Annotated in this window: 1 protein-coding gene; it reads right to left on the bottom strand. The window is 69.9% G+C overall.

Features of this window, described 5'->3' with window-relative positions:
• On the bottom strand, positions 1-7568 hold a 7568-nt coding region (locus tag AB0L65_RS62610; protein WP_364267464.1), incomplete at its 3' end, for a type I polyketide synthase.
• Positions 7569-7582 lie beyond the last annotated feature (14 nt).

Raw genomic sequence — 7582 nt, forward strand, 5'->3', positions numbered from 1 at the left:
TCCAGCTCATGCCCGGCCCGCACCGCCAGCTCCACCAGCGCCGCACCCGGCACCACCACCCGGCCGTTGACCTGGTGATCGGCCAGCCAGGGCTGTGACGTGAGGGACAGGCGGCCGGTGAAGATGACCGACTCGCCGCCGGCCACCTCGGTCATCGCACTCCACATCGGATGCTCGATGGCGCCCATCCCGGCGGCGTCCACATCGCCGGACTCCAGGCTGGCCGGCACCCAGTACCGCTGGTGCTGGAAGGCGTAGGTGGGCAGGTCTACGTGCCTGGCCGGGGCCAGCACCGCCGTCCAGTCCACGGCGATGCCGTGCGTGTGCAACCGGCCAAGCGCCTCGATCAGCGCGCGGACCTCATCCCGGTCCTTCCGCGTGGCGGGGATGAACACCCCATCGGCGACGCTCTGCTGAGCCAGCCCCGTCAGCACCCCGTCCGGGCCGACCTCCAGGAAACAACCGGCCTCCGCAGCCATCACCCCGTCGGCGAACCGCACAGCCTGGCGCACGTGCTCCACCCAGTAGCTCGGGGTGGCCAGCTGGCCCGGCTCAGCGATCTGGCCGGTGAGGTTGGAAACGATCGCGACCGTCGGCTCGTGGTAGGTCAGACCGGAGATGGCCTCCTCGAAGTCGGCCAGCATCGGCTCCATCAGCGGCGAGTGGAAGGCGTGGGAGACCCGCAGCCTGCGTGTCCGAGCGCTGACCCGCTCCTTGACCTCAGCGATCGCTTGGGCATCGCCGGAGATCACCACCGCAGCCGGACCGTTGACCGCCGCGATCCCGACCTGGCCCTCCAGCAGCGGCAGAACCTCCGCCTCGGGTGCGGCGATCGCGAGCATCGCACCACCGGTCGGCAGGGCCTGCATCAACCGGGCTCGGGCCGCCACCAGGGCGCATGCATCGGCCAGCGAGAACACTCCGGCCACGTGCGCGGCGGCGATCTCCCCGATCGAATGCCCAACCAGCACATCAGCGCGGACCCCGAAGGACTCCAGCAGCCGATACAAAGCCACCTCGAAGGCGAACAACGCCGGCTGAGTCATCCCGGTCTCGTTCAACACCCCATCCGGGTCGTCGAACATGACCTCACGGATCGGCAGCAGCTGGTTGATCTCCTCCAGCGCCTCGGCGAACACCGGGAACGCCTCGGCCAACTGCCGGCCCATCCCGACCCGCTGGCTGCCTTGACCGGCGAACAGCAACGCCAGCCTGCCCCCAGCTGCCACCTCCGGGGAACCCTCGGCCACCGCCCGCAACCCGGCCAGCAGCTCGTCACGATCAGCGCCCACCACCACCGCACGCTGCTCCAGCACCGCCCGCCCCGTGGCCAACGACCAAGCAGCATCGGCCGTCTTCAGCTCCGGCCGCTCCTCCAGCCACGACGCCAGTCGAGAGGCCTGAGCCTGAAGGGCCTCGCGACTCCTCGCGGAGACCAGCCACGGCACCACCCTTGGCTCCGCGCCACCGGTCTCGATTGCCGAAGCGGGAGGCTCCTCCAGCACGACATGAGCGTTCGTACCGCTGATCCCGAACGAAGAGATTGCCGCACGACGGGCGTGCCCGTTCTGCTCCCACGGCTGCGCGTTGGTCAGCAGCTCAACGGCACCGGCCGACCAGTCCACGTGCGGCGACGGCTCATCCGCATGCAAGGTCTGCGGCAGAACCCCGTTCCGCATGGCCATGACCATCTTGATCACGCCACCCACACCGGCTGCAGCCTGCGTGTGACCGATGTTCGACTTCAGTGAACCGAGCCACAGCGGCTGGTCCCGCTCCTGGCCGTAGGTTGCGAGGAGCGCCTGAGCCTCGATCGGGTCGCCGAGCTTGGTGCCCGTGCCGTGCGCCTCGACCACGTCCACGTCCCCGGCCGACAACCCGGCGTTCGCCAGGGCCTGACGGATCACCCGCTGCTGGGAAGGACCGTTCGGGGCTGTGATCCCGTTGCTCGCACCGTCCTGGTTGATCGCCGAACCCTTGAGGATCGCCAGCACCTGGTGCCCGTTGCGCTGAGCGTCCGACAGCCGCTCCACCAGCAGCACACCGACACCCTCACCCCAGCCCGTGCCATCCGCCGAGGCCGAGAACGCCTTGCACCGCCCATCCGCCGCCAGCCCCCGCTGCCGCGAAAACTCGATGAACATCCCCGGCGTCGACATCACCGTCACACCACCGGCCAGCGCCAGATCACACTCCCCCGACCGCAACGCCTGAGCAGCCCAATGCAACGCCACCAACGACGACGAACACGCCGTGTCCACAGTCACCGCCGGGCCCTCCAGCCCCAACGTGTAGGAGACCCTGCCCGACACCAGACTCCCGCCGCTGCTGTTCGCCGGAGTGCCCAGCCCGTAGTCGTGGTACATGACCCCGGCGAACACACCCGTCCGACTGCCACGCAACCCGTGAGGATCGATCCCCGCCCGCTCAACCGCCTCCCACGACGTCTCCAGCAACAACCGCTGCTGCGGATCCATCGCCAACGCCTCACGCGGCGAAATCCCGAAGAACACAGGGTCGAACTCGGCGGCGTCGTACAGGAACCCGCCCAAACGCGTGTAAGTCTTGCCCGGCGTGCCGGGCTCCGGCCCGTACACCCCTTCCACATCCCAGCCGCGATCGGTCGGGAAGTCTCCGATCGCGTCCCGGGCCTGCGCCACCAGCTCCCAGAGGCCCTCCGGCGAGGTCACGCCACCCGGGTACCGGCACGCCATGCCGACGATCGCGATCGGCTCGTCCGTCGCCGTCGTGGTGGCCGCCACGGCCTGCGAGGTCTGCCCGCCGACCAGCTCACCCGCCAGGAACTCCGCCACCGCCTCAGCGGTCGGGTAGTCGAAGATGAGGGTGGCCGGGAGCTGAAGTCCGGTGGCGGCGTTGAGCTGGTTGCGGAACTCGACCGCGGTCAGCGAGTCGAAGCCGAGGTCCTGGAACTGGCGTTGCCGGTCGATGGCCGACCCCTCGGCGAACCCGAGTACCGTGGCCGCGCTGCCGCGGACCAGGTCTGTCAGCATCACTCGGCGTCCGGCCGGGTCCAGCGCGGTCAGACGCTGGGCGAGACCGTTGGCGCTGCCGGCACGACGCACCGGGGTGCGCCCGTTGGTCCGGGTTTGTACGAACCGTGCGGGGATCAGCAGCGTCTGCCCGGACGACACAGCGGTGTCGAAGAGAGCGAGCCCGTCATCGATGGACAGCGGCTTCACGCCTGCGCGTTCCATGCGGCGCAGGTCGGATTCCTTGAGCTCGCCCGCCATACCGTCGGTGGCCCAGACGCCCCAGGCCAGCGAGGTGGCCGGGAGACCCTGCGCTCTGCGGTTGTGCGCCAGCGCGTCCAGGTATGCGTTGGCCGCGCCGTAGTTGCCCTGGCCCGCGCTGCCCAGCACCCCGGCCACCGAGGAGAACAGCACGAACGCGGTCAGATCAAGGTCCCGCGTGAGCTCGTGCAGATGCCGGGCCGCATCGGCCTTCGGCCGCAGGACGGCGTCGATGCGCTCCGGTGTGAGGGAGGCGATGACACCGTCATCCAGAACACCTGCCGTGTGGACGACACCCGTCAGCGGGTGCTCGGCGGGAATCGAGGTGATCAGGTGGGCGAGGGCGTCTCGGTCGGCGACGTCGCAGGCGGCCACCGACACGTTCGCGCCGTGCTCGGCCAGCTCGACCACGAGTGCGGCGGCACCGGGCGCCTCCAGGCCCCGGCGGCTGACCAGGAGCAGGTGCCTGACCTCGTGTGCGACCACCAGGTGCCGGGCCACCAACGCGCCCAACCCGCCGGTGCCACCGGTAACCAGCACGGTCCCCTCGGACCCGAACTGCTCCGGTCCCGAAACCGGCCCTGCTGCCCGCTTGAGGCGCGGGGTCATCAGTTGACCGGCTCGGACGGCCAGTTGGGCCTCGCCCGTGGCCAGGACCTGGTCGATCGTCTCCGCGCGCAGCGGCTCCGCGTCCAGGTCCAGCAGCGTGAACCGGCCGGGCTGCTCGGCCTGCGCGGCGCGTACCAGGCCCCACACCGCCGCCTGCGCCGGATCCGGCACATCCTCCGGACCGGCCGCCACCGCGTCACGCGTGACGACGACCAGCCGGGACGAGGTCAAGCGGTCGTCGGCGAGCCACTCCTGGACCAGCTCCAGCGTCGCGTGGGTCGTGGCGTGCACGTTCTGGTCTTCGGCCGGGCACGCGACCAGGACCGTCTCCACCGGCTGAATCGGGGCCAGATCCGACCGGGTCTCGGTCCCCGTGCCCAGGTCATCGGGCCCCAGCACGACCCACCGGTGCGCCTCTTGCGCGGGAGCGGCCGGGAACACCTCCCAGTCGAGCTGGTGCAGCAAGCCCTGGATCTCGGACGCGCTGAGTTCGGTGGCGGACAGAGCTCGCAGGGTGAGCGCGTTGACCTCGGCCACCGGCGCGCCGGTGTCGTCGGCGATGCTCAACGTGATACTCGCCGCACCAGCCGCGCTCACCTTGACGCGCAGGCCGCTCGCGCCGGCCGCATGTAGCGACACCCCGCTCCAGGCGAACGGGAGATACGGCCGTCCGGCTTCCGCTCTCGGCACCACGTCACCCAACGCGGCAGCGTGCAGGGACGCGTCCAGCAGAGCCGGGTGCAAACCGAACTGGCCAGCCTCGGCATGTGCCTGCTCCGGCAGCGTGATCTCGGCGAACACCGTGCTTCCCTGCTGCCAGGCGGCGGTCAAGCCTTGGAAGAGCGGCCCGTACTCCAGTCCGCTCGCGGCCAGGTCGTCGTACAGCTGCTCGACGTCAATCGCAGCCGCCCCGGCCGGGGGCCATTGAGCCAGGTCGAACGTCGGCTCCTCCGTCTGGTCGGCGAGCAGGCCTTGAGCGTGCTGCACCCACTCCCCCGCCTGGTTGCTGCGGGAATGGATGCTCACCGGACGGGTGCCTGACTCATCGGATGGTCCGGCGACCAGCTGGATGTGCACGCCGCCCTCGGCAGGCACCAGCAACGGCGCCTGGATGGTCAGCTCCCGCAGCTGCGGGCAGTCCAGCTCATGCCCGGCCCGCACCGCCAGCTCCACCAGCGCCGCACCCGGCACCACCACCCGGCCGTTGACCTGGTGATCGGCCAGCCAGGGCTGCGTTGCCAGCGACAATCGACCCGTGAAGGTGTGGGTGTCGGAGTCCGGCGCCGAGATGGCGGCACGGAGTACGGGGTGATCGATGGCACCCAGCCCGGCGGCGTCCACATCGCCGGTGTCCTGAGCGGCAGGAACCCAGTACCGCTCCCGCTGGAAGGCATAGGTGGGCAGATCGACCTGCCTGGCCGGGGTCAACACCGCCGTCCAGTCCACGGCGATGCCGTGCGTGTGCAACCGACCAAGCGCCTCGACCAGCGCGCGGACCTCATCCCGGTCCTTGCGGGCAGCGGGGATGAACACCCCGTCAGCGATGCTCTGCTGAGCCAGCCCCGTCAGCACCCCGTCCGGGCCGACCTCCAGGAAACAACCGGCCTCCGCAGCCGCAACCCCATCGGCGAACCGCACCGCCTGGCGCACATGCTCCACCCAGTAGCTCGGAGTGGTCAGCTGCCCCGGCTCAGCGATCTGGCCGGTGAGGTTGGAAACGATCGCAAGAGTAGGCTCGTGGTAGGACAACCCGGCGATGGCCTCCTCGAAGTCGGCGAGCATCGGCTCCATCAGCGGGGAGTGGAAGGCGTGGGAGACTCGCAGCCTGCGTGTCCGAGCGCTGACCCGCTCCTCGATCTCGGCGATCTTTTGGGCGGCGCCGGAGATCACCACGGCTGCCGGGCCGTTGACCGCTGCGATCCCGACCTGGCCTTCCAGCAGGGGCAGGACCTCTGCCTCGGGTGCGGCGATCGCGAGCATCGCGCCGCCGGTCGGCAGGGCCTGCATCAGCCGGGCTCGGGCCGCCACCAGGGCGCATGCGTCGGCCAGCGAGAAGACTCCGGCCACGTGAGCGGCGGCGATCTCGCCGATCGAGTGCCCGACCAGCACATCCGCGCGGATACCGAAGGACTCCAGCAGCCGATACAAGGCGACCTCGAAGGCGAAAAGCGCCGGCTGGGTCATTCCGGTCTCGTTCAACACTCCATCCGGGTCGTTGAACATGACCTCACGGATCGGCAGAAGCTGGTTGATCTCCTCCAGCGTCTCGGCGAACACCGGGAACGCTTCAGCCAACTGCTGGCCCATACCGACCCGCTGGCTGCCCTGACCGGCGAACAGCAACGCCAGCCGACCGCCAGCCGCCACCTCCGGGGAACCCTCGGCCACCGCCCGCAACCCGGCCAGCAACTCGCCACGATCAGCGCCCACCACAACCGCACGCTGCTCCAGCACCGCCCGCCCCGTGGCCAACGACCAAGCAGCATCCGATACCGAGAGCGACGGCTGCGCCGACAGCCACGACTCCAGTTGAGCCGCCTGAGCCTGAAGCGCCTGCGCGTCCTTGGCCGACACCAGCCACGGCACCACCGGCAACTCCGCGCCACCGGTCTCGGTTGCCGAAGCGGGAGGCTCCTCCAGCACGACATGAGCGTTCGTACCGCTGATCCCGAACGAAGAGACCGCAGCACGACGGACGTGCCCGTTCTCCTGCCACGGCTGCGCCTCGGTCAGCAGCTCAACAGCACCGGCCGACCAATCCACATGCGGCGACGGCTCATCCACGTGCAACGTCTGCGGCAGAACCCCGTTCCGCATCGCCATGACCATCTTGATCACACCTGCGACGCCCGCTGCGGCCTGCGCGTGGCCGATGTTCGACTTGATCGACCCCAGCCAGAGCGGCTGGTCCCGGTCCTGGCCGTACGTCGCGAGGAGCGCCTGGGCCTCGATCGGGTCACCCAGAGCGGTCCCGGTGCCATGCGCCTCGACCACGTCCACGTCCCCGGCCGACAACCCGGCGTTCGCCAACGCCTGGCGGATCACCCGCTGCTGGGAAGGACCGTTCGGCGCGGTCAGACCGTTACTTGCACCGTCCTGGTTGATCGCCGAGCCCTTGACGACCGCCAGCACCCGGTGCCCGTTGTGCTGGGCGTCCGACATCCGCTCCACCAGCAGCATGCCGACACCCTCACCCCAGCCGGTGCCATCAGCGGCGGCCGAGAACGCCTTGCAGCGCCCGTCCGGGGACAGGCCGCGTTGCCGGGAGAACTCGATGAAGGTGCTCGGCGTGGCCATCACGGTGACACCGCCGGCCAGCGCCAGATCGCACTCCCCCGACCGCAGCGCCTGTACCGCCAGGTGGAGCGCCACCAGGGAGGACGAGCATGCCGTGTCCACGGTCACGGCCGGACCTTCCAGGCCCAGGGTGTAGCTCACCCGGCCGGAGGCGATGCTGCCGGAGCTGCCGGTGCCGATGAGCCCTTCCAGCTCGCCGGGCACGGCCGAGAGCTGAGGAGCGTAGTCGTGGTACATGACGCCGGCGAACACACCCGTCCGACTGCCACGCAACCCGTGAGGATCGATCCCCGCCCGCTCAACCGCCTCCCACGACGTTTCGAGCAGCAGCCGCTGCTGCGGATCCATCGCCAACGCCTCACGCGGCGAAATCCCGAAAAATCCCGAATCGAACTCCGCCGCGTCATACAAGAACCCGCCATGCC

Origin of the sequence: Nonomuraea sp. NPDC052116, assembly GCF_040680035.1 — a bacterium.
In the GTDB taxonomy this organism is placed as follows: Bacteria; Actinomycetota; Actinomycetes; order Streptosporangiales; family Streptosporangiaceae; genus Nonomuraea; species Nonomuraea angiospora_A.